The following is a 25,366-nucleotide window of genomic DNA, read 5'->3' as shown; positions in this document are numbered from 1 at the left end:
GCGATCAACAACCTGTTTGACTGCTTCAGTTTTAAACTCTTCGGGATAACGCTTACCGCTCATGGGCACCTCTCTTTAAGCCATCTTAAATGACTCTGAGGTGTCTGTTAAACCCGTGGCGATTCACCCTATCGATTAGAACTACGTGTTGATCAAGCGGCGGTTTTTCGTAATATCCCATTCAGCCATGTCTCATCCCTGTCCGGGCGGTTATCCTGAGTCGCCCACAGCGAAGCTATCTCAATCCCCGGAACCGCCTTCAATAACTCCCGCAACCCCTCTTCATCCAGATCCGTAAACCGTCTTTCACCCTGCACACGCTCACCGTTGCCATACTTAAAGGACACGTACCAGACGCCGCCAGGCTTAAGCGCATCCGCAAGCTTCTGCATCACCGCAGGCAACTCAGAAGAGGGGACATGCAGCAAAGAGGCACAGCACCAGATCCCATCGTACTGCGCTTTAGCGTCGATCTCTGAAAATGTCGTCAGCTGCACGGGTAGCCCGGTATGTTGCCTTGCCAGCTCCACCATCGCGGAAGAGGCATCAAAAGCATCCACCAGATAACCCATTTCATGAAAGGCTTTTGCGTCCCGACCAGAACCACAGCCCGCATCCAGAACCCGGGCACCATTAGGCAGTTGTTGCGTGAAGGCGTCGTAGAGCGCGGTCATATCGACATTGACCGTGCCATCGAAGAAATCCTGTGCGTGATTCTGATAGTAGTGAAGTGTCATTAAAACGTTGCCTCGCCTTCCGCGTTGGGTTTCCAGGTATGGATAAGTTTGTCCAGCGCGGCCTGCCAGTTACGCTGAAGAAAGCTTCTCCGTGCTTCAGGACGTTGCCCTGTCTGTAGAACAATCGTCTCATGTAACGGCAGTTTGCTCTGAATAAAATACTCATTGCGTGTGTGTAACCGCTGCAGGAGCCTGAGCTCGGGAATGCGTGCAGATTTGCCTTCAACGCCACGGTTACAACACCGACAGGCCAGCACTAAGTTCCATACGCCGTTAATATTGCTCACTTCTTGGCGGGCAGCCCAGGGAATAAAGTGGTCGACGTCCGCCAGTTCTGCGTCTCCCGGTACCAGACTGATGGGTTTAAAGCAGTAAAAACATCGTCCTTTCTGGTAACCATTCAGGCTGTCGCGACAGCTGGTGATGTCTACGCGACGCGCATTTACCCTCGTGAACAACAGCTGATTATCTTCATCGAACTCCACGCCCACAAGGTTACGTGAAATCCCCATAGACCAGGCCTGTTCTACCAGGTTCCAGCGGGCATTAGTTTCAAAGGCGAGGTTTTTATACTGCAGGCGTTCGCTCAGTAAAAAGAAGTTATCCGTCAGGCGGATCCCGTTGTGGGTTTTGCGCTCATCGAGGAAAAAACGTTTTTCGATCTCACCCTGGTTCACGTAATGAAAGGCATCGATCACGTTGTTAAAGCCAAGGCGCACCGTCGCTTCAATGAGCTGAGCGTGGGTGATTTCACCTCTGTTGAACTTCAGGCAGGTTTCCAGAAATTGACTGCTGCGGGAGGTGATCTGTTTTGGCGCATGCTTCAGATGTTCGCAAAGATAGCGGCTGAACGGCACGGCAAGCTGGTCGAGCGTAATCAAATCGCTGCCTGTTTTATCCACTTCATACAACGCTGACGCCAGCGCAAATTTGTAAGATGCGACGTTCCTTCCAAAGAGGATCACACCACGCCAGTAGTTCTCAAGCGTCGGATCGGCCTGATAAAATTCCATCGATGAAGTCCTGTTACGGTTGGCTGGGCAGGGCGTTACTAAAGCCTGTAACAGGATCACATAACAAAATCAGGGTGATGTAAATCGTTAATCTATAGGTTTGATGAATTTTTGAGAGATATGTGAGAAAGGCGTGGTGGCAACCGATGCGGCATTAGCGCCAGGTGCGAACGAACAGATATCTGGAGGAGGTGAGTTGTAGTGATTTCCAGACGAAGCGTTGTCATTTCTCGAATTAAAACCCTATTTCCTGAATCCCCCTCGCAAATTCCAAATTTACTCCACACCAAACTGCTGTATTTATATTCAGCCCTGTATAATGAGCATCAGAAATTACGCCGAACGGCAAAGGAAGTATCGAGGAATATTTAACGAAGAATTCGCGATATGAAGGTGCTGCAACACCCCCATACCGCTAACCACAACCAACTATCGAGGAGTTGAAAATGGCTGCGACGAATTTTAAGCCAGAGTTTACTGTTTGCAAAACAGAATCAGACGCTTTCACCGGCATGATTGAAAACCGCGAGCTGGTACGCAAAAACAGTGCCCGCCGCCTTCACGGCAACCCGCCCAACGCGGCACCCGTTCATCCCCGCGCGGAAACGCCGCAGGACAGTGCAGCCTGCTGCGAACTGTATGCACGCATAGACATGAAATACCTTCTTTTGGGCGGCGACTGGTTAACCCGTGCAGGCTTTATCAACGGTATGCCGGTAAAAATCCGCGCCATGAAAGACTGCATTGTGATTACGCCACAGCATACAAGAGAATTATGGGGATGTCTGGAAGGGATGAGTGTGGTGAATATAAATAAACAGAAAGTCGCGCAGTGGTTAAAAACATTTCCGGGCGCGTTGAATGATACTGGGGATATACCTATGGTGAAGCGCAGAAATGGTCTGGCAGAGTAAGAATAATATCTAAAATATCCCTTCTGTAATCATGTAAAAGGATAGGTTAATACGGGCTTGAATACACGTGTCCGTATTTTTCTTTTTTAAATGAATTATCTAATTCCGCTGGTACACCCAATAAAACGGTTGTAACATTCTCCGCAAAGCGACAGGGAGATTGCTATGCAAATTTGTAGGATGGATTACAACGATGTCTCCGCAGATGGAAGAACATTGACATTACACGTCTATGGGGTTGGGGCATTTCCTGTTTTTTCAGGTGTCGAACCCGTAACCAATATTGCAGAGTGCGCCTTTATCAGGAATGCTGCGTTACCGGTGGGTACATATTGGATCGTTGATTCACCGGAAGGAAGTGTTGCTAATCGTGTTGGGCGATTTGTAAAAGACTTAAAGAACGGGACCGATCATTCTGAATGGTTCGGCTTGTTTAATGCATCGACCATGGCTGATAACGTATTTGTGAATGGGGTCGACAGAGGATCATTTAGGCTTCACCCATTGAGGCCGAATGGCGAAGGAGAGTCGTGGGGATGCATAACGTTCTATAATATCCCTGATTTTCAGCTGGTCAGACAATCTTTGCTCGCACGTAAGAAGATTCGTGTTCCTGGTGGCAAAGGGTTGATGGCATATGGGCGTATAGATGTAACAGGAAGGGTCGATTATGCTTCATGCAAAGTTAAAAAATAATATCCTGATTGGCCTGGCATGCCTCATTGCTTCCTTCTTTATTGTCCTGTTTCCTTTGGGAGGCTTACTCGATTACTTATCTCAAGCCAGCAATGATTTTTTAAATCGTACCGGTCTGGGGTTTGCTGATGGTGAAGCAGACCCATCATTCCTGTGGGTGTTGGGTGGAATGATGGTCGTGGTTACCGCGCTACTGATGTTCGCCATCCGAAAGATATGCAGCCTGAAACGGGCATGAGATATTTCATTAAAGATTTTTTCGACAATCCCGTCAAAAGTCCTGAAGTGGTGCGTACTTTCGACTGCCATGGTATTTATCCTCGGATGGCTGTTTGTCTGGCTTGTGGTATAAGGTTCTGATGACACGACTGTTTATACAGAAAACGATTTTTTCCACTACCACCTGCTGACAGACAGGGAGATTGAAAACGCCCCTAAAGTAACGGACGACTATTATTTTGAGGCGCATTCGGGCGATGGTTACGAACCTTCAAACAGTATCATTTTTAAAGGCGCTACCAGTGCTGCGCCGTTGCGCGCTTATCTCGAAACGTTAGGGTATGTGAAGAAAAAGCGTAGCCTGGAAGTGAAGGAGGTCTGGTCGACACCCGAACGGTTAAACGCAGATTTTTTCTATCTGAACTTCAATACGGTTACGGGTGACATTGAACTGACCAAAGTGATAGGTAACGGGCATGTATCCCATGCCCGTAGTAAGAAAAAATCACTCGTGTTTTATCTGCTCTTTCACAGCCTTAACCAATACAGCATGGAGTTCGCCAACGGTTAAATCGCGTATCACAGGTTCGGGAATGCCTCGCAACCTGCGAATTAAACGGCAGATACCAAAGTAATCTATGCCCTCGGTGCTAAAAAGAAACTCGTTTTCAGCGAGAGAAAAAGTTTTCTCATAACCATCTTCTTCAGTGACGAGCGTAACGCCAAACGCGTCCTCGCAGTCTTCAATCAGGGCATCGCCATCCATGCCGCATATATCGAGGTCGGCTTCGATCAGGGTGTTCTCATCAATGCGCTTGCGATGATGTCCTGAGGACTGACGTACAACTTCTATGACCTGCGAAAGAGTGGGATTCATTATGTTGGATTCCATGGGGGAAGAAATGGCGCAGATATTTATAAAGAGACCGAATTAACGCCTGGGACTTATTATTGAAGGTACAAAGAAAATCAAAACAATCCACGCAAACATCCCAATGATTTTTAGCGGCCAAGGTTCGAATACATCAAAGCACACAATTGTGCCTATTACTAATAGTGGTCCTCCCAATAATTCAAGTATTCCTTCTAAAATAGATAACTTATGAGGCAATACACGATTCAGTAAAACGGCCATGAAATGTGCGCATCCTAAAGTAATGATTATAGCTATAGTGCATTCTTTCCAGTTATCAGTGACGCCCACGCATATGAGGCATAACACAATCACAAAAACACAAAGTAATGTATTCAGCATGGAAATAATAAACTTGCTCATAACATTTTCTACAACGTTCGAAAAATATAAAGAATCTATGAATATAGCGCTCTCAACAGAATAACAAACGACATTAGCTAAAAATGCATTTAAGAGACTCTTGCGCTTTAACTATTATTTTAATCGGCTACAAAGCGGCTTCGTGCTCTTCCCACGCACTCCACCGCTAAATCGACTTTAACTAAACACCGGCATCCCCAGCCCAACCTTCACCTCCCTCAACGTCTCCTGCGTCACCCCCTGCGCCCGTTCCGTGCCGCGCTTCAGCATCGCCATCAGCTCCCCCTTGTCCTGCATATACATCGCCCTCCGCTCCCGCATCGGCGCAATCAGCTCCTGCAAACACGCCTCCAGCTCGTTCTTACACACCCGGTCGCCCAGCCCGCCTGCCTGATAGTGCACCTTCATCGCCGCCACTTTGTCCTTGTCCGGATGAAACGCGTCGAGATACGTAAACACCACGTTCCCCTCAATCTGCCCCGGGTCGCTTACCTTCAGGTGGTTCGGGTCGGTGTACATGGCGCTGACCGCACGGTGAATGGTCTCTTCGCTGGCAGAAAGGTGCAGCGTGTTGCCCAGCGATTTCGACATCTTGGCGCTGCCGTCGATGCCGGGCAGGCGGCTGGTGTCGCTCAGCATCGCCTTGCAGTGGCGCAGCACCGGGGCGGGCAGCAGGCTGTTCATCTTGTGCACAATCTCGTTGGTCTGCTCAATCATCGGCAGCTGGTCGTCGCCGACGGGCACGCACTCGGCCTTGAACGCGGTGATGTCTGCCGCCTGGCTGATGGGGTAGGCCATAAACCCGACCGGCAGCGAGCGGGCGAAGCCCTTCTGCGCAATCTCGTTTTTCACCGTCGGGTTACGCTCCACGCGGGCGACGGTGACGATGTTCATATACAACATCGTCAGCTCGGCGAGGGCGGGCAGGGCGGACTGCAGGCAAATCGTGGTCAGGTTCGGGTCGATGCCGGCGGCGAGGTAGTCGGCCAGCACTTCGGGAATGTTGTCGCGGATCTTCTGCGGGTTACTGCCGTTGTCGGTCAGCCCCTGCAGGTCGGCAATCAGCACAAACTGGTTGTGCGTCTGCTGCAACGCCACGCGCTGGCGCAGCGATCCGACGAAGTGGCCGAGGTGCAGCGGGCCGGTTGGGCGGTCGCCGGTGAGGATGGTTGGTGCGTTCATAAAGACTCCTTAATGTGCAATTGCCGAAAGGGGTCTTAGATGTGAGAAAGCCGCCTTTCGGCGGCTATCTGAAAAATGAGGAAAACTACTCCGTGCCGCCTTTAAGAAGGCAGCCACCAGCGGTTTACGGTGAGCACGTCGTGGTTTATGTTCATGCTTTTACCGTATCACGTCCGGCGCGAAAAACAAAAGGGCACGTCATGCTGCAATCACTCAACCACCTGACCCTCGCGGTCAGCGACCTGCAAAAAAGCGTCACCTTCTGGCACGAGCTGCTGGGGCTTGCGCTGCACGCCCGCTGGAATACAGGGGCCTATCTCACCTGTGGCGATCTGTGGGTCTGCCTGTCGTACGACGAGGCGCGCCAGTATGTGCCGCCGCAGGAGAGCGACTACACCCACTACGCGTTTACCGTGGCGGAAGAAGATTTTGAACCGTTCTCGCACAGGCTTGAGCAGGCGGGCGTCACCGTCTGGAAGCAGAACAAAAGCGAGGGGGCGTCGTTCTATTTTCTCGACCCGGACGGGCACAAGCTGGAGCTGCACGTGGGCAGCCTCGCCGCGCGGCTGGCGGCGTGTCGCGAGAAGCCCTATGCGGGCATGGTGTTTACCTCAGACGGGGCTTGAGGCGCGTACCTTCAGCCTGCCCGCCAGCGTCACGTGCGTGGCGGCATCTTCCTGATTACACAGGTACTCCACCGCCAGCCGTCCCAGCTCGCTGTAGGGCAGCTGGATACTGGTCAGCGGCGGGGGGAGCTGCTCGGAGATCTTCTGGTCGTCGTAGCCCGCCAGCAGCATATCCTGCGGGATGCGCACGCCGTTCACCGCCAGCGCCTGATAGCAGCCAATCGCCAGCCAGTCGCTGGCGCAGAAGATGGCGTCCGGGCGCTCGGCCAGTTCCAGCAGGGAGGTGGTGGCGGTAAAGGACTCGCTGAACTGCCAGTTGGTCTGGCGCACCAGGTCGTCGTCGCACGCGAGTCCGGCCTGCTGCAGCGCGGCCTGGTAGCCCGCCAGACGCTGGCGCGAGGCTTCCATCCAGCTTTCCCCGGTGATGTGGGCGATGCGCGTGGCCCCGCAGGCGATAAGGTGTTTAGTCACCTGGAAGGCGTTGGCGTAGTCGTCCGGGATAAACGACGGCAGCAGCGGCGAGCCGGGGTCGCGCTGGTTAAGCAGCACAAGTGGGATGCGGGTGCAGTCCTGGAATGCCGTCATGTCCACCAGCGTGGTGACCGGGGAGGCGAGGATAATCCCGATGCAGTTGCGTTTCTCCAGCTGGCGGATGATGTTCAGCGCCAGCTCGATGTCGTCGCCGTAGTCGTAGACGGTGAGCAGGGTTTCGTTGCGCCACGCCGCTTCCCGTGCCTGACTGATGGCGTCGATAAACGGGTCGAAGCTCTGCATGGAGCTCACCAGCAGGGCGATCTCTTCCTGGTTGCGCGGGGCGTGAACGGCGGGGAGGCGGTCGTAGCCGAGCTCAGTGGCCACGTTAATCACCCGCTGGCGGGTGTCGTCGCTGAGCTTGATGTTGCGGGACTGGTTAAGCACCAGCGATACCGTCGCCTGCGATACCCCTGCCGCCCGCGCAATATCGTTCATCGTCACTTTCGTTTTTCGCTTCATCCGTCCTCTCCCTTTCGCGATTTCGCATCATACCCTAACCGCACGCTTTAGCGCCGTCGATCACGTTTCTCATTCATCGAAGCGTGAACTTTGTGAGGGCCGTCGCTTTTCTAAACGCCGTGATTTGCGCATTTATCCCGCAGCTAATATTTATTAGCTAAATATTATCAGTAAGAGGACACGTAATGAAAGAGCAGTGGAGCAGGGAGCAGGCACAGGCGTGGTATCAGCAGAAAGGCTGGCTGTGCGGGTTTAATTACCTGCCGTCGACGGCGGTGAACTGGACCGATATCTGGCAGGAAGAGACCTTCGATGCCGCCACCATCGAGCGCGAGCTGGGCTGGGCGGCAGAGGCGGGTTATAACACCCTGCGCATCAACCTGCCGTTTATCGTCTGGGAGCATGACCGCGACGGGCTGATGGCGCGCATCGACCGCTTTTTGACGATTGCCGACGGTCATGGCTTCAGCACCATGCTGACCCTGATGGACGACTGCGGTTTCTCCGGCGACGAGCCGTACCTCGGCCCGCAAAAGCCGCCGGTACCGGGCAAGCACAACAGTCAGGCGGCGGCGAGCCCGGGGCGCGACAAGGTGTGCGATCCTGACTGCTGGGCAAACATTGAACGCTATATCCGCGACGTTGTCCGCCAGTTCCGCGACGATAAGCGCGTGCTGCTGTGGGATCTCTATAACGAGCCGGGCAACCGCGGCATTTTCGCGACTGGCACGCAGGAGGTGCAGTACGACGCGAAGCTGGAGACCTGCGCGCACGAGTTGATGAAGCTGGCGTTCAAGTGGGTGCGTGAAGAAGACCCGACCCAGCCGCTCACCGTCTGCGCGTGGCGTCTGCCGCCGGAAGAGGAGGGCGAGACGTTCTTCCAGCATCCGCTGGACCAGACCGCACTGGCACTCTCGGACGTGGTGAGCTTCCACGCCTACACCCACACCGGCCGCATGACGGCGATTATCCAGCAGCTGCAAAAGCTTGGTCGACCGCTGTTCTGCACCGAATGGCTGGCGCGCCACGTGGGTAGCACCATCGAGGAGCAGCTACCGCTGATGTACGCGGCGAAGGTCGCGCCGTATCAGTGGGGGCTGGTGCGCGGCAAAACCCAGACGTGGCTGCCGTGGCCGGTGGTGATGAAGGAGTCCACGGACTACTGCCGCCTCTGGTTCCACGACGTGTTCGAGGAGAACGGCATTCCGTTCTCACGCCGTGAAATCGCATTAATGCAGCAGCTGCGCAAGATCGCCCCGAAAGTTCAGGGCTAATAATATCGACCCGGCGGCCGACCGCCGGGCAACCAGGCAGGCATATAACAATGGCAATGACAATGAAAATACCGTCTCGCGAGTTGTGGTCTTATTTTGGCTATGGTTTAGGTCAGTGTTTTAGCTTTGGTTTAGTAGGTTCGTTTATTAACTATTTTTACACCGACGTGCTGGGGATCTCGGCGCTGGCGGCCAGTACCATCTTCCTGATTGCCCGCGCGTGGGACGCGGTTCACGATCCGCTGTTTGCCAGCATCATGGATACCATTAACAGCCGGTTCGGCAAGTTTCGCCACTTTTTGCTGATTGCGCCTTTGCTGATCACCGGCGTCACGCTGCTGTCGTTCTATAAAATCGAAGCAGACATGACCACCAAAATCCTCTACGCCGGGGTGACCTACATCCTGTGGGGGACGCTGTATGCCATCTCCGATATCCCGTTCTGGTCAATGTCGTCGGTGATGACCAACGACTCCGCCCAGCGCACCCGCGCGGTGACGGCGGCGATGCTCGGGGTGAACGCGGGGATTGCCTGCGCCAACATCTTCTTCCCGAAGCTGGCGGCGTTCTTCGCCCAGTACAGCAATGATAAAGGCTACTTTATGGCGGCGCTGGTGATGATGCTGGTGGGCCTGCCGCTGATGCTCAACGGCTTTATGCAGATCAAAGAGCGCGTGCCGCCGAGCCCGGAAAAGGTGACCATCCGCGACACCTTCCACAACCTGCGTCAGAACAAGCCGCTGTTTATTGTCCTGCTGTCGTTCTTTTTCTGCGTGTTCCACAACGTGGCGGGCGGGCTGTATATCTACTTCTTTATCAATAACCTGGGCGACGGCAGCCTGCAGATGGCGATTGGCGTGATGGGGATTGTGGCGGCGGTGTTGTGCCTGGTGGCCCCAATGCTGACGCGCCGGATGCAGAAGCGGAAGCTGTTTATGATCCTCTGCGGGCTGGACGTGGCGGTGCGCGTGGTGATGTGGTTCATCGGGTATCAGCAGGTGACGATGCTTTTTATTCTGCTCGGCCTGAGCACGCTGTTCGTGATGATGACCAACATCCTCACCTCGTCGATGATTGCCGACACCATTGAGTACGCGGAGTACCACACCCACAAGCGCTGCGCGGCGATCACCTTCTCCGGGCAGACCTTTACCGGCAAGATGTCGGTGGCGGTGGGCGGTGGGTTAATCGGCGTGTTTCTGACGATGATCGGTTACGTGCCGCAGGCGCAACTTCAGAGCCAAGGCGTGCTGTCGGGACTGTTCTTCGGGATTTGTTTGTTACCGGCGATTGGCTCGTTGATCCGCATGGGCTTTATGTCGCGCTTTACCTTTACCGAGGAGAAGCATGCGGAGATTTGTCGGCTGCTGGCGGAGCGGAACGCGTCTGCGAAAGCGCCGGGTGGCGGCTGCGCCTTACCCGGCCTACAGAAAATTACAGCGACTTCACAAACGCCAGCAGATCTTCGTTGAGCTGGTCCTGGTGGGTCAGCGCGAAGCCGTGCGGCGCGTTGTCGTACACCTTCAGCGTGGCGTTTTTGATCATCTCTGCCGCCAGCTTGCCGGTGCTTTCAAACGGCACGATCTGGTCGTTACTGCCGTGGATCACCAGCGTCGGCACATCGATTTTCGCCATATCCGGGCGGAAGTCGGTTTCGCCGAACGCGGTCACGCAGTCGATGGTGCCCTTCAGTGACGCCAGCAGGGCGATGTTAAGCGTTTGGGTCAGGGCACCGGCAGAGACGGTCTGCCCGGCATTGATGCCGTAGAACGGGGTGGCGAAGTCGCTGATGAACTGGGCGCGATCTTTACGCAGGCCGTCGCGAATACCGTCGAACACGCTCTGATCCACACCCTGCGGGAAGGAGTCCGATTTGCCGAAGATCGGCGTGACCGCGCCCAGCAGCGCCAGACCGGCCACGCGTGCGCTGCCGTAGTTATTGATGTAGCGGGTCACATCGCCGCCGCCCATGGAGAAGCCCACCAGCGTCACGTCCTGCAGGTCCAGGGTGGTAATCAGGTCGTTGATATCGGACGCAAAGGTATCGTAGTCGTAGCCGTTCCACGGCTGATCCGAGCGGCCAAAACCGCGACGGTCAAAGGCGATGGCGCGGAAGCCGCGTTCGGCCAGATAGTTCAGCTGGCTGTCCCACATGTCGCCGTCCAGCGGCCAGCCGTGGCTGAAGAGAACCGGTTTACCCGCGCCGCAATCTTTGTAGTAAATCTGCGTGCCGTCTTTTGCCTTAAACGTTGCCATAGTGTGTTCCTGTACAGGTGATGGTTATGGTTATACCGGCGCGACCAGGTAGCGAATAGCCGGTGATGTTGTGCCCTGATGAAAAGCCAGAACGCGGCTCTGCAGCAGGAGGTCATTCATGGTGTGGCGCTCCTGCTGGCGCAGATGCTCAATCCAGGAGCCCATCAGGAAGGTCTCGATAAACAGTCCGGGGCGTTCGATATCCTCGTACACCGCCCAGCTCATCGCTCCGGCGCGGCGGCGCACCCGGCGCAGCTCGTGCACTGCCTGCAAAAACGCTTTCGCGTTGTGCGGGTCGATGATGTACTCGTGCGACACCAGCACCGGGCCGCGCTCGTTCGGCAGGTCGATCTCCACGCCGTCCAGCGGCTGGCCGCTGAGGTCGAGATTTAAATCAGGATCTTTCTCCAGCTTCCAGCGGAACACCGTCGCGCTCGCCAGCACCATTCCCAGCGTGGCGACCACCAGCGAAGTCGGGGTGCCAAACTGCGAAGCGATCTGTCCCCAGAGGGCGCTGCCTGCGGTCATCGAGCCGAAGAACACCGTCAGATAAACCGCCAGTGCGCGGGCTTTCACCCAGCGTGCCGCGCTGCGCTGCGCGCCGAGGTTGAGGGTAGAGAGCACCGCAATCCACGCGAAGCCGGTGAAAAACTCAAACAGGTTCAGCAGCCAGAAGTGGCGTACGAACGCCAGCGCCAGCATAGTAAGAGCAAACGTCAGGCTGGCAGCCACCATCAGGCGGTCGGCGTTCAGCCGCTGGCGCAGTCGCGGCAGCAGGATGGCCCCGGCAATCGCCCCCAGGCCAATGCACGCCAGCATCACGCCGTAGCCCGCGGGGCCTAAGCCCAGCTCGCGACGCGCCACCAGCGGCAGCAGGGCCCAGCCCGCGCTGCCGAAAACGAAGAAGGCCACCGTGCGCACCAGCACATTGCGCAGCACCGGCGCGGCGTGTACGTAACGGATGCCAGAGCGCACCGCCGAGAAGAAGTGCTCCGGCGGCAGACGCTGCACTGTCGGTGCGGGGCGCCAGCGCCACAGCACCCACGCCACGCCGACCACGGAGAGCGCGTTCAGGGCAAACACCATCCACGGCCCGGCCAGTGACAGCAGAAAACCGCCCAGCGCAGGGCCAATCGCCCGGCTGATGTTCACCCCGAGCGAGTTGAGCGCCACGGCGGCACCCAGCTCCGGCTTGCTCACCAGGTCGGGCACCACCGCCTGGAACGGCGGCGAGCTCATCGCCGCCCCCACGCTCAGCAGAAACGTCGTCACCAGCAGAACCGCAGGCGTGACGTGGCCGGTGAAGGAGAGCACCGCCAGCCCGGCGGCGGCGATGAACACCCACAGCTGGGAGAAGAGCAGGTATTTACGTCGGTCGACGATGTCCGCCATCACCCCGGACGGCAGGGCGAAGAGGAACATCGGCAGGCTGCTGGCCGCCTGTACCAGCGCGATATCCAGCGGATCGGCGCTCAGGCTCAGCATGCTCCAGTTAATACCGACGTCGCTCATCCATGAGCCGACGTTAGAGACCACCGTGGCGATCCACAGCATGCGGAACACCGGCTGGCTCAGCGGCTGCCAGGGCGAAACCGTCGGTGCGGGCGTCGTCTCGACGTGGGCGTCACGAACGTCGTTAACCTGGGTCATGCAAATTTCTCCGTTACCTTACGCTGCAGCCGCCACTGGCCCGGCCCGGTGAGGGCAAGGGTAGTGAAGATAATCAGCAGCAGCCAGCCAAACTGCCCTTCGGCAATCGACCAGTTGGGGTGAACCGCCAGCATCGCCACCAGCAGTACGGCAATAATCGGCAGGCACGCCAGGCGGGTGTAGACGCCCGCAATGATAAACAGCGGGCAGATCACCTCGGCGACAATCGCCGGGATCAGGCTCGCCCAGGGCCCTAAGCCGAACGGATCTTCAATGCGCGTCAGCTCTTCGCTGAAGTGCAGCACCTTCGGCAGGCCGTGCACGTACAGCAACAGCAGGCTGCCGGTCAGACGCAGGAAAAACAGCCCCAGGTCTACCCGGGACGGAGCAAAGGTGTTTTTCATCAGAATGCAAAGCAGCTGCAGCCCAGCGCCCCCCAGAATGCGTTATCGTCCGACACCGGTATCTCTGACGTGCGCGCAAAATCATGCTGGTGGCTGTGCACCCCGCACGGGCCGCTGCAGTGGTGGACGGCGTTCATACCCACGCGTGTGGCCTGCGGCGGCGCGCTGCGGTAGTGGCCCGGCACCTTCACCACCGGGGACCACTCAGGCAGGACCGGAATGGCCGGCGGGGCCAGCGGGCCAAAGCTGCCTGCGGCGTAGACGATATCGCCGTTGACCACCGTCAGGACGGATTCGATGCCCTTGATCTCCTCTTCCGGCACGCGGAAGTAGTCTTTGCTCAGCACCGCCAGGTCGGCGAGCTGACCGACTTTGATCTGCCCCTTCTGGTTTTGTTCGCTGGAGAACCATGCGCTGCCCTGGGTCCAGAGCATCAGGGCGGTGTCGCGATCCAGACGGGCGCTGTGATCGTACATCTGCATCCCGCCGACGGTGCGGCCAGAGACCAGCCAGTAGAGGGCGGTCCACGGGTTGTAGCTCGCCACGCGGGTGGCATCGGTGCCTAAACCCACCGGCACGCCAGTCTCGAGCATTTTTGCCACCGGTGGCGTATGGCGGGTGGCTTCAATACCGTAACGCTCGGCAAAGTATTCGCCCTGGAAGGCCATACGGTGCTGCACGGCAATGCCGCCGCCGAGCGCTTTGATGCGGTCGATGTTGGCCTGGGTGACAGTCTCCGCATGGTCGAAGAACCAGTGCAGGCCGTTGAACGGAATATCGCGGTTAACTTTTTCGAACACGTCCAGCATGCGGCTGATGGACTCGTTGTAGGTGGCGTGCAGGCGGAACGGCCAGCGGTGCTCTACCAGATGGCGAACCACGCGCTCCAGCTCATCCTCCATGCCTGGTGCGAGATCCGGGCGTGGTTCGAGGAAATCTTCAAAATCGGCGGCGGAGAAGACCAGCATCTCGCCCGCGCCGTTATGGCGGAAGAAGTCGCTGCCCTGGCCCGGCGTGAGCATGTCGGTCCATTTCTCAAAGTCTTCCAGCTCGTGGCCCGGACGCTGGGTAAAGAGGTTGTAGGCGATGCGGACGGTCATCTGCTTCTTCTCGTGCAGCTCGGCAATCACCTCGTAATCTTCCGGGTAGTTCTGGAAGCCGCCGCCCGCGTCGATGGCGCTGGTCAGCCCCAGACGGTTCAGCTCGCGCATAAACTGGCGGGTGGAGTTAACCTGCTGCTCCAGCGGCAGCTTCGGCCCTTTGGCCAGCGTGGCGTAGAGGATCATGGCGTTCGGACGGGCGATCAGCATCCCGGTCGGGTTGCCGTTGGCGTCGCGCTGGATCTCGCCGCCCGGCGGGTTTGGCGTGTCTTTGGTGTAGCCAACCACCTTCAGCGCGGCGCGGTTGAGCAGGGCGCGGTCGTAGAGGTGCAGGATAAAGACCGGGGTGTCCGGCGCGGCGTCGTTGATTTCGTCCAGGGTTGGCATGCGGCGTTGGCAAACTGGAACTCGCTCCAGCCGCCCACCACGCGCACCCACTGGGGCGATGGCGTGCGCAGGGCTTGTTCTTTCAGCATCCGCAGGGCATCGGCCAGAGACGGCACGCCTTCCCAGCGCAGCTCGAGGTTGTAGTTCAGCCCGCCGCGAATGAGGTGCAGGTGGGAGTCGTTCAGGCCGGGGATGGCGGTGTGGCCTTTTAAATCCACCACTTTAGTGCCGTCGCAGTGGTGTTGCATCACCTCGGCGACGGTACCCACTTCCAGAAATTTTCCGTCGCGCACGGCGACGGCTTCCGCCACAGGATTCTCGCGATCGACGGTGTGAAACTGGCCGTTAACCAGAATGAGATCGGCTTTTCCAAGGGTAACCATAACTGCTCCTGACTGAGAGGGGAATGGTCAGGATTATGGGAACCGGTTTCGGCAAAGATCCAGTTATACAATAGGATAGGTATACCAAAGTATAACTATACCTAAGGTTAACTATACGAAGAGATAATTACGCACAGGCGCAGAAGGCCGCAGGATGGGGGCGACTTTATCGACGTGGCACTCACGGCGATTTCACCCTTAACCACTGGAAAATGCTATGACCTCTTCAAAGCTCGAAGTATTAACCCCTGCGAACTGTCAGATTATTTTCATCGACCACCAGCCACAGATGGCGTTTGGCGTGCAGTCTATTGACCGCCAGGTGCTGAAAAACAACACCGTGGCGCTGGCGAAAGCGGCCAAAGTGTTCAACATCCCGACCATCATCACCACCGTAGAGACCGAAAGCTTCTCCGGTAACACCTACCCGGAGCTGCTGGACGTGTTCCCGGGCCAGGACATTCTGGAGCGTACCTCCATGAACTCCTGGGATGACCAGAAGGTGCGCGACGCGCTGAAAGCCAACGGCAAGAAGAAGGTGGTGGTTGCCGGTCTGTGGACCGAAGTGTGCAACAACAGCTTTGCCCTGTGCGCAATGCTGGAAGGTGACTACGAAATTTATATGGTGGCGGACGCGTCCGGCGGTACCACCAAAGAAGCCCACGACTTTGCCATGCAGCGCATGATCCAGGCGGGCGTGATCCCGGTGACCTGGCAGCAGGTGATGCTGGAGTGGCAGCGCGACTGGGCGCGTAAAGAGACCTACACCGCGGTGATGGATATCGTGCGCGAGCACTCCGGCGCGTACGGCATGGGCGTGGATTACGCTTACACCATGGTGCACAAAGCGCCGTCTCGCCAGAAGAGCGAGCACCGTACCTTAGCGCCGGTCCCGGCCCGCTAAGTCCCGGCGGCAGGCTGGTCCCTCATCCGGCCTGCCACTGACTGCTTTCTGGAGTTCTCTATGAGTACAGGGTTGATATCCCTTGCGGCAGGCGTGTTGATCGGCCTGATGTATGCCGCGCTGAAGGTACGCTCCCCCGCGCCGCCCGCGCTGGCGCTGATTGGCCTGCTGGGGATGCTGGCCGGGGAGCAGGCGACGCGCCATCTGTTAGCCCGCGACAGCGTGGTGAGCGTTCCGGCAGTGGTTCACCATCCGGCAGGAGAGTCATCATGAAGGCCTGGATAATTTCGCTGGTGTGCGGCGTGCTGGCTGGGGTAATTTACGCTCTGCTCAACGTCCACTCTCCGGCACCGCCGGTTGTCGCCCTGCTTGGCCTGTTTGGTATGCTGGTGGGCGAACAGCTGATCCCGGTGGGACGTCGCATACTGAATCGCGAACCGCTGACTCTGGCCTGGTTTCGTCACGAGTGTGTGCCGAAAATCAGCGGCACGGCGCCTCCCGCGCCCGTGAAGGAAAACCGCGACGTTTAATGATTTTTTGAGGAATAACAGCATGACGCTGCCGTGGCGCATTGCCATCATTGATGACGAACGTTCTGTCCGCAGCGGGCTGAGTAACCTCCTGGAGTCGGAAGGGTATGCGACCGACACGTTTGATTCGGCAGAGGTGTTTCTGAGCCACCCGTTCGCCCTGTCCGGCGCGGCGCTGGTGATCACCGATATCAAGCTGCGGGGCATGAACGGCCTTGAGCTGTTTGAAAAGCTGCGGCTGCTGGCCGCCCCGCCTCCCCCCGTACTCTTTATCTCCGGTCATGCTGATGAAAATATGCAGCGGTACGCTCTTGATTTGGGCGCCGCTGCATTTTTGCGTAAGCCTATTAACATCGATATTCTGCTGGATCATATTCAGCGGGAGCTGGCCCGCCGACAATAAGGATCGCGGATGAACGAAAACGAGCTGCCTGCATTCTGGCCCGCCCAGGGAAATCTCCATGATGGGCGGGTTTTTGTCCTTAAAGAGGATGTCATTTTTACCGTGCTGGCGCAGGAGGGCGGGATCTCCTGGATGAACGCCCGACATCCTCATTCTGGCGGCTCCTTTATCATTGCCACCGCGGTCAGCGACGAAGAGGAAGAGCGGGCCACCCGGCTGCTCAAAAATGAGTTTGCGTTGCGCGATCACCTGCAGGACAGCTGGGCCGTTCGCGCCGTGGCCTCCACCCAGTACCGGGGGCGTTTTGCACTGGTGTATGCGCCGTTTTCGTTTGAGCTGCTGGCGCGACGCGCGGGCAGGGCGATCTCGGGGATCGCCCGGTTTATCGAGCTGGCGATCCAGATCTGCACGCCGCTGCGTCAGATGCATCTGCAGAACCTGATCCACGGCGATATCAAGCCCGGCAATATCTTTGTTCATCACGATTCAACCTGTCGTCTGGGCAGCTTTGGCCTGTCATGCAGTATCTCCGGGGCCTTTTCCCAGACCCGGCTGGCCGTCTCTGGCGGTACGCCCGCCTATATGTCCCCGGAGCACACCACCCGCACACAGCGGGCCGTCGATTGCCGCAGCGATCTCTACAGCCTAGGCATTGTGCTTTATGAGCTCCTGACCGGACGCCTGCCGTTTGAGCTCGGCGAGAACGAGCAGACCAACTGGGCGCATTACCACATTGCCTCTGAGCCGCTTTCTCCCGCCGTGTTGCGCCCGGATGTGCCCGACATGCTGTCGACCATCATCCTCAAGCTGCTGGAGAAGCAACCCGATAACCGCTACCAGACCGTCGACGGGCTGATTGCCGATCTTCGACGCTGTCAGGCGACGTTAACCTCCGAAGGCGAGATCGTCGCCTTTACGCCCGGCCAGCAGGACCGGACGCCGGCGATCCATCTGGCGGACTCCCTGTTTGCGGCGCATCCGCAGGCAAACGACGTCATCGCCGCGTTTGAGCGGGTGGGGCAAAACATTGTGCCGGAGCTGGTGACAATCGGCGGGCCGTCGGGGATCGGTAAATCCTCGATCATCGCCACGGCGCTAAAAACGTTGCAGCAGCGCAGGGTGCTGCTGGCGGTGGGCAAGGTCGATCAGTTTTCGCCGACGTTACCCTACGGCGTATTAAGCTCGGCGTTTCGCACCCTGACGCTGCACCTGCTCGGGCTTCCTGCGGAAGAGGTGGCGAAGTGGAAAATCCGCCTCTCGCGCGCCCTGGAAGGATATGAAGAGCTGGCCGTAAGCCTGGTGCCCGAGCTGGGGTTGCTGCTGGAGAGTAAACCTCGCTTCTCGGCAGATACATTTTCCATTGATGCCCGGGCCCGCTTCAGCCATATGGTGCTGGCGCTGGTTAAAACCTTTGCCTCGCAGGGCTGTCCGCTGGTCTTGCTGCTTGACGATCTGCAGTGGAGCGACGCCGCCAGCCTGCAAACGTTGAAGCACCTGCTGGCGACCTGCGGTGCCATTCCGCTATTGCTGGTGGTGGCGCACCGGGACATCGCCTCGTTATCCGATCCCACGCTACAGCAGCAGCTCGCGAGCCTGCCGGCGTCGGCGCAACATGCCATCGAGATTATCCCGCAGCCGCTGACGGTGAAGGCGGTAGCACGCTGGCTGGGCACGCTGTTTCGCGTGCGCAGCGCCACAACAACCGACCTCGCCACGCTTATCCACGAAAAAACCGGCGGCAACCCGCTGTTCGTGCATGAGTTTTTCCGCCGCATTGTGGATGACGGGCTGGTGGTCCATAACAAGTATCAGGACAAATGGCAGTACGATCTGCAGGCGATCCGCGCCCGGCATTACACCGAAAACGTCGTCACCCTGGTGCTGGAAAAGCTCGAAGAGATGCCCGACGAGACGCGTCGTCTGCTGGGCAGCATTGCCTGTCTTGGCGGCACGGGCGAGCTGGAGATGCTGTGCCGCGTGGTCGGGATGTCGGTGGCGGAAATCCGTTATGCGCTCCACCCGGCGGTGATGGCGCAGCTGATTGTGCTGACGGAAAAAGCGTATGCCTTTACCCACGACAGGGTGCAGGAGGCTGCTTTCGCGCTGCTGGATCAGCGTGAGAGGAGCCACCTGCACCTGACCACCGCCAGCCTGCTGGCCGAGGCCGCGCGTCAGGCGGCGGGGAACGAACTGCTGTTCCGCGCCGTGCACCACGTGACGGCCGCGCTGGACAGCATTCAGCCTGCGCCGCAGCGCCAGATGTTCCGCGAGCTCAGCCTGCTGGCCGCACGGCGGGCGAAGCGCACCGGCGATTATCATTCGGCCCTGAGCTACATTCAGACCGCCAGAGCGCTGGGCAATGCCGGGGCGGTGTCTGACTTTATGCTCGACATCGAAGAGGCGGGCTGTGAATTTGCGCTCGGCCACCTGGAGCGAACCCGCGAGCTGTGTGACGCGATCCTCGGCTGCCCCGGCGGGCTGACTGAAAAAGCGCTGGCGGCTAACCTGCTGGTGGAAGTCTACATTCGCCAGTCCGACAGCCGTCTGGCGCTGGAGGCGGCGCTGTGCTGGCTGGGGATTTTTGGTATCCAGATCAGCCACTACCCGGAAGACGTCGAGTGCGACGAAGCCTGGAAACACTTCTGCAACCGCGTGGGAGACGCGCCGCAACAGCATTTTGTCCAGCTCTCGCAAATGGACAACCCGCAAACCGAAGCGGTGATGAACCTGCTGTATAGCGCCAGCATTTGCGCCAGCTTTATCTGTCCGCGCCTGCACTTTTTGTTGCTCTGTCGCATGATGCACCTGACCCTCGACCACGGTATCACCGGCGCCTCCACCACGGCGATGGCCTGGTTTGGGGTGTTGATTGGCCAACGCTACGCCGAGTATCGCCTTGGGTTCCAGTACGGCACGCTGGCCCGCGAGCTGGTAAACCGTCACGGCTACGATGCCTTTGAAGCCAAAACCCTGCTGCCGCTCGATCAGCTCAGCGTCTGGACCCAGCCGCTGTCGTTCACCATCGAGTGCGCCAAGGCCTGCTTTACCGCTGCCGTCACTCACGGTGATATGACGGTGGCCTGCTTTGCGGCCTGCCATCAGGTGATCAACTTCCTCTCGCGGGGCGATCATCTGGACGGGGTGCTGACCAGCATCGATCGCGGTCTGGCCTTTGTCCGTAAAACCCACTTCCAGGACATCGAAACGATTTTGATGCTCCAGCGCGGCTACGTTGAGTTTCTGCGTACGCCGGTCATCGGCACCTGGAGCGCCGCGCAGGTACTCCCTGAAGCGATGCTGCCAGCGGCGCCTGAGCAGGCCCCGGAGCAGACCTCGACCATGCTGTTCTGGTACTGGCTGTACCGTGGGATGGCGCACTTTACCTGCGGGGAGTATGCCGCCGCGCAGGCGGAGCTGGAGCAGGCGGGCTGGTTCGCGTGGTCTGCGCCAGGCCACATTCACCTGCTGGATTACCATCTCTACAGCGCCCTGTCGCTTTCCAGACAGCTTACGCCGGAGACCTTCTCGGCAAATCATCGTCGCAGCATTCACGCCCACTACGACAAAATCGCCCTCTGGGCGCGGATTAATCCGGGCACGTTTGCCGACAAAGAGGCGCTGATTTACGCCGAAATCGTGCGTCTGGACGGGATGAACAGCATTGCGCTTGAGCAGTATGAGAAGGCGGTGCGCCTCTCGCGGGAGGGCGGTTTCAATCCGCTGAACGCGCTGGCCCACGAGCTGGCAGGGCGCTTTGCCCTTGCCTGCGGCTACCCGACCGCATCGGACGCCCACTTCCGCGGGGCGATCGCCGCCTGGGGCCGCGCCGGTGCACAGGCAAAAGTGCGCCAGCTTGAGCAGGATTTTCCGCATCTTCTGAGCTCCGCCCAGGCCAGCGCGTACGACACGGTGGCTTTCGCGCAGAATGAAGTGATTCGCGATCTGCAAAGCGTGATCAAGGCGTCACGCGCGCTGTCTGAAGAAATTAACCTTGAGCGGTTAATCGAAAACCTGATGACGCTGCTGCTTGAACGGGCCGGGGCGCAGCGCGGTCTGCTGCTGCGCGTGAGCGACAACCATATCCCGGAGATCGAGGCCAGCGCGTGGACCAGTACCGACGGCGTGCGGGTGCGGATCCTGAAAGAGGTCCCGATGGCGACCGATATGCCGCTGTCGGTGCTGGCGGCGGTGATCCGCACCGGACAGGAGATCCGCACCGGCAAGCCGGAAGAGTTCCACCCCTTCAGCCAGGATCCTTATCTCGTGACCTCGGGGGCGGCCGTGATGTGCGTCCCGATGTTCAAACAGGCGCGTCTGGTGGGCGTGCTCTACCTGGAAAATCGCCTGATGCCGGAGGTCTTTACCGCCGAGCACTCCCGCGTGGTGAGCCTGCTGGGGGCGCAGGCGGCGGTCTCGCTGGAGACGGCGCGCCTGTATGCCGAGCTGCTGGCGGAAAACATCCAGCGTCGTCGCGTGGAGAAAGAGCTGCGATCCAGCCAGACCTCGCTGATGCTGGGCGAGCAGATCAGCCACACCGGCAGCTGGCGCTGGGAACTGGAGCAGGATCTGATGTTTATCTCCGAGGAGTACGCCCGAATCCTCGGCCTGCCTGAACAGCAAAAGAAGATCTCCATGGCGGAGTTTTTGACCTTTGTGCATCAGGATGATTACGCCCGGATCAGTACCATCGTCACCCAAAGCGTACGCGAAGGGCTCTCCATGCGGGCGGAGTTCCGCATTAACCGTACCGATGGCTCAACCCGCTATATTCTCGGGATTGGCGATCCGGTGGGCGTGGGCAGCGAGGTGAACGAGTATTACGGCATCATCACCGACATTACCAGCCAGCGGGCGGCGGAAGATGCGATGCGGGTGGCGCAGGCAGATCTGGCGCGCGTTTCCCGGGCGACCACCGTCGGGCAATTGACCTCTTCGATCGCCCATGAGATCAACCAGCCGCTGATGTCGATCGTCTCCAACGCCGGGGCGAGCCTGCGCTGGCTCAACCGGGAGCCAGCCCGGCTGGATAAAGTGCGTGAAGGGCTGGAGGAGATCGCCGCTGAAGGGGCGCGGGCGGGGGAGATCATCCGCAGCATTCAGTCCCTGACGCGCAAGCAGGATCCGACCTTCTCACGCATCGATCTGCACTACCTGGTCCACCATATCATCGCGCTGTCGCGCAGCGAGCTTGAGCAGCGACACATTAGCGTCGATTACCTTTTGCAGGCGCAGGATAGCTTTATCACCGGCGACAGCGTGCAGATCCAGCAGGTGCTGCTCAACCTGGTGATGAACGCGGTAGAGGCGATGGCCGAGGTGAAAGATCGCTCTTGCACCATCACCATCAGCACCAGCAATGCAGAAGGGAGAGTGCTGGTGGAGATAGCCGATACCGGCAGCGGCATAGAGCCTGAGCGGCTGGAGAAGATTTTTGACTCGTTCTATTCCACCAAAGCGCAGGGCATGGGGATGGGGCTGACCATCAGCGCCAGCATCATTGAGCGGCACTGCGGAAAACTGAGCGCGCGCCGCCGGGAGCCGCACGGCACCGTCTTTGCTTTTGCGCTGCCGCTTGCGGCACAGGAAGGGTAACGGCTATTCCGTTGGCAGACTTTTGCTCAGGCGTTCCACGACCCTGACCAGCTCTGCCACGGAGCGCACCTGCATCTTCTCCATCACGCGGCGGCGATGGACTTTCACCGTGATTTCGCTCACCCCAAGCTCGGCGGCGATCTGCTTGTTCAGCAGGCCGCTTATCGCCAGCTGGAGCACTTCATGTTCGCGCGGGGTAAGAGACATATGGCGCTGCTTCAGGGCGTAGTGCTCTTTATTACGCACGGCGTTGTTTTCCGCCAGCCGGAGCGCGGATTCAATGGCGTCGATAAGCGCGGCGGATTCAACCGGTTTGGTCAGAAACTCATAGGCCCCGCCTTTGATGGCGCGAACCGACATCGGGATGGTGCCGTGGCCGGTGAGGAAAATAATCGGGATCTCACGCCCGCTGTCCCTGAGGGCATCAGCCACCTCAAAACCGGAGATGGTGGGCATTTGCATATCGAGGATCACGCACGAAGGCAGATCCTCGAAGCGGTGCTGAAGAAATGCTTCTGCCGATGAAAAGCCGATAGCGTTCAGGTCTGCCGATTCCAGTAGCCCGGTCACGGACTGCCTGACGGCGTCATCGTCATCAACCACATACACAATGTGTTCCATTCACCGCCCCGGTGCTGATTTAAATGTCGAGGATGCAAACCGTCCCTTCGGTTACGTAAGAGACTGTTTATGCTGACTTTCATCTTAACACATTAAATATCATTATCATTTAACAATATGATAACCATATGAAGTATAGCGAGCCGGAACAGGGGCGGTGAAGGAACGAAACGCTGTTTTTATGCACCGACAAGCTCAATGCGATTACCGTCCGGGTCCGCGATTACCGCTTCATAGAAGCCGTCCCCGGTCATACGCGGGGCGCTAAGCAGCGTGCCGTTTGCCCTGGCCTGTGCCGCCATGCTGTCCACCTGTGCTTTTCCGCCGACGTTGATGGCGATATGCGCCCAACCGATAAATTCAGGGTGGGCAGGCGCGTCGGGCAGGTCCGGAATGGTCATCAGCTCAATCGTCGGCCCCTCATCAAGGGTAATAAAATGGGATTCAAAACCCGGACGATTTTTACTGACGTAGCGTGCGTTGCTGCGGCCATTAAACACCGTTTCCCAGAACTGAACCTGGGCGTTAAGGCTGCGGGTCCAGAGTGCGACATGTGCAATATTCATTGTAACCCTCGTTGTTTGTGTTGCGCGGTTATGCAACATTATGCGCATTGATACTCGATTAGAATTATTAAAGGACTTTCAATGCTCGATTATGCAGCTTTTCCTGAACAGCGACAAGCGCGGATCCGCCAGATCCTTCAGAAGAGCGGAAGGGTGGTCTGTACCGAGCTGGCGAGCCAGATGAACGTATCCGAGCACACGATTCGCCGTGATTTACATGAACTTAGCAAAGAGGGGTATTGCAAAAAGGTCTACGGCGGCGCGGTGCTTCAGCTTCCGGATGCGGGCAATTTTTTAAGCCGCGAGCAGAAAATAAGTGCAGAAAAGCACACAATCGCGCAGAAAGCAGCAACGCTGGTTCAGGCGGGCGGGTGCATTTTTATTGACGCGGGGACAACAAACCTGGCGCTGGCGAAAGCCCTCCCGGCGGATCTCAACGTCACGGTGGTGACCAACTCCCCGGCCATCGCCACGGAACTGCTGCGCCATCCCCTGTGCGAGGTGATCATCACCGGCGGGCAGATCCAGCGGGCATCCGGCGGGTCGGTGGGCGCCACGGCCGCGGGTCAGATCCAGGGCATTATCTTCGATCAGGCCTTTATTGGCGGCTGCGCGATGGATCCGCAGATGGGGCTCACCGGCTTTGATTTTGCCGACTGCGAATTCAAAAAGGCGGTTATCGCCCAGAGCAACCAGACCATCGTGGCTCTGACGGCAGACAAACTTCCCGGCGTGGCGCGCTTTGTGGTGGCGACGTGTCAGGACATTGATGTGCTGGTGGTAGAAGAGGCGCTGGAACAGGGCGTTGTCGACGCGTTTGCGGCCCAGGACATTCGCATTGTGTGCGCCTGAGGACTTTCACGGGTAAAACAGGCTACACTCTGGTTTTAAGCGCTAAATGCTGAGGACATAACAATGCACTACACACTGAAAGACGGCGATAAGGATAAAGCGGAAGGAACACAGAGCGCACTGCAGCAGAAGCTGCTGGAATCCCGCTCGATTGTTATCTCCGGTGAAATCAACCAGGCGCTGGCAGAGAAAGTCATCACCCAGCTGATCCTGCTGCAAAGCGTGAGCAACGATCCGATCAAACTGTACATCAACAGCCAGGGCGGTCACGTGGAAGCCGGTGATACCATTCACGACTTCATCAAGTTCATCCGCCCGGACGTGCACGTGATCGGTACCGGCTGGGTGGCGAGCGCCGGGATCACCATCTTCCTGGCGGCGAAAAAAGAGCATCGCTACTCGCTGCCAAACACCCGCTTTATGATCCACCAGCCGCTGGGCGGCGTGCGCGGTCAGGCGACGGATATTGAGATTGAAGCGCGCGAGATCATCCGCATGCTGGACCGCGTGAACAAGCTGATCGCTGATGCCACCGGCCAGCCGCTGGAAAAAGTGAAAAAAGACACCGACCGCAACTTCTGGATGTCTCCGGCCGAAGCGCTGGATTACGGCATTGTGGGTAAACTGATTACCCATTATGACGATCTGAAGCTGGATTAAGTTTTTAACGCCGTGTACGTGTCGGGTGGCGGCTACGCCTTACCCGACCTACGCGTGCTGGTTTGACCCATGACAAGTTCCCCCTCTGCCTTCTTGCCTATAATCGCGCCTGTTTCCCCTCTCACTGG

Annotated in this window: 23 protein-coding genes and 1 pseudogene; 13 read left to right on the top strand and 11 right to left on the bottom strand. The window is 58.0% G+C overall.

Annotated features, from left to right (window positions below):
- Positions 1-152: 152 nt before the first annotated feature.
- Together PUZ33_RS21645 and PUZ33_RS21640 are read right to left on the bottom strand one after the other, a co-directional pair.
- On the bottom strand, positions 153-737 hold the full coding sequence (locus PUZ33_RS21645) for a class I SAM-dependent methyltransferase (RefSeq protein ID WP_038981716.1): 585 nt from the start codon (positions 735-737) through the stop codon (positions 153-155).
- Positions 737-1,750, bottom strand: coding sequence for an HNH endonuclease domain-containing protein (locus PUZ33_RS21640; protein ID WP_038981717.1), 1,014 nt, complete (start codon positions 1,748-1,750; stop codon positions 737-739). Before PUZ33_RS21640 ends, PUZ33_RS21645 begins: the two co-directional genes overlap by 1 nt.
- Positions 1,751-2,196: 446 nt before the next feature.
- Here PUZ33_RS21640 and PUZ33_RS21635 point away from each other — a divergent pair, with 446 nt between their 5' ends.
- The 3 genes from PUZ33_RS21635 (at position 2,197) to PUZ33_RS21625 (ending at position 3,598) form a co-directional block, all read left to right on the top strand.
- Positions 2,197-2,664 (top strand): SymE family type I addiction module toxin, encoded by a 468-nt coding sequence (locus PUZ33_RS21635; protein ID WP_072203616.1) that lies wholly within the window; start codon positions 2,197-2,199, stop codon positions 2,662-2,664.
- Positions 2,665-2,844: 180 nt separating this feature from the next.
- Positions 2,845-3,360 carry a DUF2778 domain-containing protein gene (locus PUZ33_RS21630; protein WP_306295015.1) on the top strand — a complete coding sequence of 172 codons (516 nt, stop codon included), beginning with the start codon at positions 2,845-2,847 and terminating at the stop codon, positions 3,358-3,360.
- Positions 3,335-3,598 carry a hypothetical protein gene (locus tag PUZ33_RS21625; RefSeq protein ID WP_045902479.1) on the top strand — a complete coding sequence of 88 codons (264 nt, stop codon included), beginning with the start codon at positions 3,335-3,337 and terminating at the stop codon, positions 3,596-3,598. Before PUZ33_RS21630 ends, PUZ33_RS21625 begins: the two co-directional genes overlap by 26 nt.
- Before the next feature lie 486 nt (positions 3,599-4,084).
- Here the strand turns inward: PUZ33_RS21625 and PUZ33_RS21620 are convergent, their stop codons facing one another.
- Positions 4,085-4,456, bottom strand: coding sequence for a hypothetical protein (locus PUZ33_RS21620; protein ID WP_058679390.1), 372 nt, complete (start codon positions 4,454-4,456; stop codon positions 4,085-4,087).
- Positions 4,457-5,032: 576 nt separating this feature from the next.
- A complete protein-coding gene (gene trpS / locus PUZ33_RS21615) occupies positions 5,033-6,037 on the bottom strand; it encodes a tryptophan--tRNA ligase (protein WP_058680787.1) in 1,005 nt (334 codons plus the stop codon).
- Between the two features lie 200 nt (positions 6,038-6,237).
- Between trpS and fosA the strand changes: the two genes are divergently transcribed.
- Complete coding sequence (fosA, locus tag PUZ33_RS21610) at positions 6,238-6,663, top strand: FosA/FosA2 family fosfomycin resistance glutathione transferase (protein WP_023305374.1); 426 nt, start codon at positions 6,238-6,240, stop codon at positions 6,661-6,663.
- On the opposite strand, the gene PUZ33_RS21605 is transcribed toward fosA, so the two are convergent.
- On the bottom strand, positions 6,649-7,656 hold the full coding sequence (locus PUZ33_RS21605; RefSeq protein WP_274205369.1) for a LacI family DNA-binding transcriptional regulator: 1,008 nt from the start codon (positions 7,654-7,656) through the stop codon (positions 6,649-6,651). The two genes, fosA and PUZ33_RS21605, sit on opposite strands and share 15 nt — an antisense overlap.
- Positions 7,657-7,841: 185 nt before the next feature.
- Here PUZ33_RS21605 and PUZ33_RS21600 point away from each other — a divergent pair, with 185 nt between their 5' ends.
- Both PUZ33_RS21600 and PUZ33_RS21595 read left to right on the top strand, forming a co-directional pair.
- Positions 7,842-8,930, top strand: coding sequence for a cellulase family glycosylhydrolase (locus PUZ33_RS21600; protein WP_058661999.1), 1,089 nt, complete (start codon positions 7,842-7,844; stop codon positions 8,928-8,930).
- 50 nt (positions 8,931-8,980) lie between these two features.
- Positions 8,981-10,402, top strand: coding sequence for an MFS transporter (locus PUZ33_RS21595; protein ID WP_029882208.1), 1,422 nt, complete (start codon positions 8,981-8,983; stop codon positions 10,400-10,402).
- Here the strand turns inward: PUZ33_RS21595 and PUZ33_RS21590 are convergent.
- The 4 genes and pseudogenes from PUZ33_RS21590 to PUZ33_RS21575 all read right to left on the bottom strand — a co-directional run bounded on the left by PUZ33_RS21590 (position 10,365) and on the right by PUZ33_RS21575 (position 15,110).
- Positions 10,365-11,186, bottom strand: a complete 822-nt coding sequence (locus PUZ33_RS21590) for an alpha/beta fold hydrolase (RefSeq protein WP_023293378.1) — start codon at positions 11,184-11,186, stop codon at positions 10,365-10,367. The two genes, PUZ33_RS21595 and PUZ33_RS21590, sit on opposite strands and share 38 nt — an antisense overlap.
- Before the next feature lie 30 nt (positions 11,187-11,216).
- Positions 11,217-12,836, bottom strand: coding sequence for an MFS transporter (locus tag PUZ33_RS21585; protein WP_013095408.1), 1,620 nt, complete (start codon positions 12,834-12,836; stop codon positions 11,217-11,219).
- Positions 12,833-13,240 (bottom strand): DoxX family protein, encoded by a 408-nt coding sequence (locus PUZ33_RS21580; protein WP_058661998.1) that lies wholly within the window; start codon positions 13,238-13,240, stop codon positions 12,833-12,835. The genes PUZ33_RS21585 and PUZ33_RS21580 overlap by 4 nt, the downstream gene beginning before the upstream one ends.
- Positions 13,240-15,110, bottom strand: a pseudogene (locus tag PUZ33_RS21575) (amidohydrolase). Before PUZ33_RS21575 ends, PUZ33_RS21580 begins: the two are co-directional and overlap by 1 nt.
- Before the next feature lie 217 nt (positions 15,111-15,327).
- Here PUZ33_RS21575 and PUZ33_RS21570 point away from each other — a divergent pair.
- From PUZ33_RS21570 to PUZ33_RS21550, 5 genes are read left to right on the top strand one after another with little or no spacing between them, the layout of a single operon-like run.
- Positions 15,328-16,014 (top strand): hydrolase, encoded by a 687-nt coding sequence (locus PUZ33_RS21570; protein WP_013095411.1) that lies wholly within the window; start codon positions 15,328-15,330, stop codon positions 16,012-16,014.
- Positions 16,015-16,074: 60 nt separating this feature from the next.
- The gene (locus tag PUZ33_RS21565) at positions 16,075-16,287 is read left to right on the top strand and encodes a DUF1427 family protein (RefSeq protein ID WP_013095412.1); all 213 of its coding nucleotides are present in this window, start codon (positions 16,075-16,077) and stop codon (positions 16,285-16,287) included.
- Positions 16,284-16,544 carry a XapX domain-containing protein gene (locus tag PUZ33_RS21560; protein ID WP_013095413.1) on the top strand — a complete coding sequence of 87 codons (261 nt, stop codon included), beginning with the start codon at positions 16,284-16,286 and terminating at the stop codon, positions 16,542-16,544. The genes PUZ33_RS21565 and PUZ33_RS21560 overlap by 4 nt, the downstream gene beginning before the upstream one ends.
- A 22-nt stretch (positions 16,545-16,566) precedes the next feature.
- A complete protein-coding gene (locus tag PUZ33_RS21555) occupies positions 16,567-16,947 on the top strand; it encodes a response regulator transcription factor (RefSeq protein ID WP_013095414.1) in 381 nt (126 codons plus the stop codon).
- A gap of 9 nt (positions 16,948-16,956) precedes the next feature.
- A complete protein-coding gene (locus PUZ33_RS21550) occupies positions 16,957-22,539 on the top strand; it encodes a trifunctional serine/threonine-protein kinase/ATP-binding protein/sensor histidine kinase (protein WP_058680785.1) in 5,583 nt (1,860 codons plus the stop codon).
- A 3-nt stretch (positions 22,540-22,542) separates the two neighbouring features.
- Here PUZ33_RS21550 and PUZ33_RS21545 read toward each other — a convergent pair whose 3' ends face one another.
- Both PUZ33_RS21545 and PUZ33_RS21540 read right to left on the bottom strand, forming a co-directional pair.
- Positions 22,543-23,160, bottom strand: a complete 618-nt coding sequence (locus PUZ33_RS21545) for a response regulator transcription factor (protein ID WP_023620669.1) — start codon at positions 23,158-23,160, stop codon at positions 22,543-22,545.
- Between the two features lie 179 nt (positions 23,161-23,339).
- Positions 23,340-23,726 carry a VOC family protein gene (locus PUZ33_RS21540; RefSeq protein ID WP_029882203.1) on the bottom strand — a complete coding sequence of 129 codons (387 nt, stop codon included), beginning with the start codon at positions 23,724-23,726 and terminating at the stop codon, positions 23,340-23,342.
- An 81-nt stretch (positions 23,727-23,807) separates the two neighbouring features.
- On the opposite strand from PUZ33_RS21540, the gene PUZ33_RS21535 reads away from it, so the two are divergent.
- Together PUZ33_RS21535 and PUZ33_RS21530 are read left to right on the top strand one after the other, a co-directional pair.
- The gene (locus tag PUZ33_RS21535; RefSeq protein WP_013095418.1) at positions 23,808-24,578 is read left to right on the top strand and encodes a DeoR/GlpR family DNA-binding transcription regulator; all 771 of its coding nucleotides are present in this window, start codon (positions 23,808-23,810) and stop codon (positions 24,576-24,578) included.
- A gap of 63 nt (positions 24,579-24,641) precedes the next feature.
- Positions 24,642-25,238 (top strand): ATP-dependent Clp protease proteolytic subunit, encoded by a 597-nt coding sequence (locus PUZ33_RS21530; protein WP_013095419.1) that lies wholly within the window; start codon positions 24,642-24,644, stop codon positions 25,236-25,238.
- The last annotated feature ends 128 nt before the right edge of the window (positions 25,239-25,366 follow it).

The sequence above is a fragment of the Enterobacter cloacae complex sp. 2022EL-00981 genome, from assembly GCF_028737495.1.
Taxonomy (GTDB): domain Bacteria; phylum Pseudomonadota; class Gammaproteobacteria; order Enterobacterales; family Enterobacteriaceae; genus Enterobacter; species Enterobacter cloacae.
Note: the sequence above shows the minus strand (reverse complement) of the source record. Positions and strands in the feature narration are given on the sequence as shown.

Excerpts from the sequence above, each read along its gene's own strand:
- PUZ33_RS21565 (WP_013095412.1), top strand. The coding sequence starts at position 16,075 with ATGAGTACAGGGTTGATATCCCTTGCGGCAGGCGTGTTGATCGGCCTG.
- PUZ33_RS21535 (WP_013095418.1), top strand. The coding sequence starts at position 23,808 with ATGCTCGATTATGCAGCTTTTCCTGAACAGCGACAAGCGCGGATCCGC.
- PUZ33_RS21605 (WP_274205369.1), bottom strand. The coding sequence starts at position 7,656 with ATGAAGCGAAAAACGAAAGTGACGATGAACGATATTGCGCGGGCGGCA.
- fosA (WP_023305374.1), top strand. The coding sequence starts at position 6,238 with ATGCTGCAATCACTCAACCACCTGACCCTCGCGGTCAGCGACCTGCAA.
- PUZ33_RS21630 (WP_306295015.1), top strand. The coding sequence starts at position 2,845 with ATGGATTACAACGATGTCTCCGCAGATGGAAGAACATTGACATTACAC.
- trpS (WP_058680787.1), bottom strand. The coding sequence starts at position 6,037 with ATGAACGCACCAACCATCCTCACCGGCGACCGCCCAACCGGCCCGCTG.
- PUZ33_RS21645 (WP_038981716.1), bottom strand. The coding sequence starts at position 737 with ATGACACTTCACTACTATCAGAATCACGCACAGGATTTCTTCGATGGC.
- PUZ33_RS21600 (WP_058661999.1), top strand. The coding sequence starts at position 7,842 with ATGAAAGAGCAGTGGAGCAGGGAGCAGGCACAGGCGTGGTATCAGCAG.
- PUZ33_RS21570 (WP_013095411.1), top strand. The coding sequence starts at position 15,328 with ATGACCTCTTCAAAGCTCGAAGTATTAACCCCTGCGAACTGTCAGATT.
- PUZ33_RS21585 (WP_013095408.1), bottom strand. The coding sequence starts at position 12,836 with ATGACCCAGGTTAACGACGTTCGTGACGCCCACGTCGAGACGACGCCC.
- PUZ33_RS21580 (WP_058661998.1), bottom strand. The coding sequence starts at position 13,240 with ATGAAAAACACCTTTGCTCCGTCCCGGGTAGACCTGGGGCTGTTTTTC.
- PUZ33_RS21545 (WP_023620669.1), bottom strand. The coding sequence starts at position 23,160 with ATGGAACACATTGTGTATGTGGTTGATGACGATGACGCCGTCAGGCAG.
- PUZ33_RS21625 (WP_045902479.1), top strand. The coding sequence starts at position 3,335 with ATGCTTCATGCAAAGTTAAAAAATAATATCCTGATTGGCCTGGCATGC.
- PUZ33_RS21620 (WP_058679390.1), bottom strand. The coding sequence starts at position 4,456 with ATGAATCCCACTCTTTCGCAGGTCATAGAAGTTGTACGTCAGTCCTCA.
- PUZ33_RS21590 (WP_023293378.1), bottom strand. The coding sequence starts at position 11,186 with ATGGCAACGTTTAAGGCAAAAGACGGCACGCAGATTTACTACAAAGAT.
- PUZ33_RS21635 (WP_072203616.1), top strand. The coding sequence starts at position 2,197 with ATGGCTGCGACGAATTTTAAGCCAGAGTTTACTGTTTGCAAAACAGAA.
- PUZ33_RS21560 (WP_013095413.1), top strand. The coding sequence starts at position 16,284 with ATGAAGGCCTGGATAATTTCGCTGGTGTGCGGCGTGCTGGCTGGGGTA.
- PUZ33_RS21540 (WP_029882203.1), bottom strand. The coding sequence starts at position 23,726 with ATGAATATTGCACATGTCGCACTCTGGACCCGCAGCCTTAACGCCCAG.
- PUZ33_RS21530 (WP_013095419.1), top strand. The coding sequence starts at position 24,642 with ATGCACTACACACTGAAAGACGGCGATAAGGATAAAGCGGAAGGAACA.
- PUZ33_RS21555 (WP_013095414.1), top strand. The coding sequence starts at position 16,567 with ATGACGCTGCCGTGGCGCATTGCCATCATTGATGACGAACGTTCTGTC.
- PUZ33_RS21550 (WP_058680785.1), top strand. The coding sequence starts at position 16,957 with ATGAACGAAAACGAGCTGCCTGCATTCTGGCCCGCCCAGGGAAATCTC.
- PUZ33_RS21595 (WP_029882208.1), top strand. The coding sequence starts at position 8,981 with ATGGCAATGACAATGAAAATACCGTCTCGCGAGTTGTGGTCTTATTTT.
- PUZ33_RS21640 (WP_038981717.1), bottom strand. The coding sequence starts at position 1,750 with ATGGAATTTTATCAGGCCGATCCGACGCTTGAGAACTACTGGCGTGGT.